The sequence below is a fragment of the Arthrobacter sp. Y3225116 genome (assembly GCF_059091245.1).
Map to the genome: position 1 here is coordinate 1 of NZ_JBNHGL010000474.1, position 985 is coordinate 985.

At 69.6% G+C, this 985-nt stretch carries 1 protein-coding gene and 1 pseudogene; one reads left to right on the forward strand and one right to left on the reverse strand.

All coding sequences use genetic code 11. From position 1 onward, the window contains the following. Positions 1 to 24: 24 nt before the first annotated feature. Positions 25 to 96: pseudogene (fliE, locus tag AC5RV2_RS18395) on the reverse strand (flagellar hook-basal body complex protein FliE); the annotation flags it as partial. A 185-nt stretch (positions 97 to 281) separates the two neighbouring features. Between fliE and AC5RV2_RS18400 the strand changes: the two are divergent. Next, positions 282 to 875: a YdeI/OmpD-associated family protein gene (locus tag AC5RV2_RS18400; RefSeq protein ID WP_494093524.1), complete on the forward strand. Its 594-nt coding sequence runs from the start codon at positions 282 to 284 to the stop codon at positions 873 to 875. The last annotated feature ends 110 nt before the right edge of the window (positions 876 to 985 follow it).

The following is a 985-nucleotide window of genomic DNA, read 5'->3' on the forward strand; positions in this document are numbered from 1 at the left end:
ACCAGGAGGAGACCTTTCCGGGCATCAGGCCTGCATCCTCATGATCTCGTTGAAGGCGTCAACGCCCTTGTTCCGGACGGCGGCCACGAATTCCAGCCGGGCACCGCCGTCGTGGGCCACGCGGGCCAGCCCCGCCGCCGTCAATAAGTCCCGACACGGCTCGATGCGGAAGGTGGACAACACGGGACGGACGCGCAGCATCTGGGTTCTCTCCTTGGGCCGGCACGGGACGATACCCAAAAACACTAGACGACGCGGCCCTGCCGTGCTGCCATGAGGGCATGGCTGTTGAGCTTCCGGAGTTGTTGGTGCCAGACGCCGCCGCGTGGCGGGCCTGGCTGGAAGAAAACCACGCCTCGTCGGCCGGTGTGTGGCTGATCCTGCGTAAGAAGGGCGGCACGGTTACGGCCCTGGATTATGCCGCCGCCCTGGACGAGGCGTTGTGTTTCGGCTGGATCGACGGCCAGGCCAAGCGGCGCGACGCGGAAAGCACCTTCCAACGCTTCACCCCGCGGACGAAGCGCAGCATCTGGTCGCTGCGGAACGTCGGGTACATCGAGCGGCTGGAGCAGGCCGGCAAGATGCACGAGGCCGGCCGGGCTGCCGTGGCCGCGGCGCAGGCCGACGGCCGCTGGGAGAAGGCCTACGCCGGGCCCGCCACGGCCGAGGTGCCCGAGGACCTGGCCGCAGCGATCGCCGCCGTCCCGGAAGCGCAGGCGATGTTCGAAGTGCTCACCTCGCAGAACCGCTTCGCGCTGATCCACCGGCTGGCCCAGCTGAAGACCGATGCCGCCCGGCAGCGCAAGGTCGCCGGCTTCGTGGAGATGCTGGCCCGGCAGGAAACACCGTACCCGCAGCAGAAGAAGCCGTCCTGACGGCTGGCCGCTGCCCGTGCACTGCCCCGGCCGCGCGCCTGTTCACAGGCCCGCTCGGACGCCCGAGTACAGGCCCGGCCGCGCGCCTGTTCACACGCCCGCTCGGACGC

Coding starts and splice junctions, on each gene's coding strand:
- AC5RV2_RS18400 (WP_494093524.1), top strand. CDS start 282: ATGGCTGTTGAGCTTCCGGAGTTGTTGGTGCCAGACGCCGCCGCGTGG.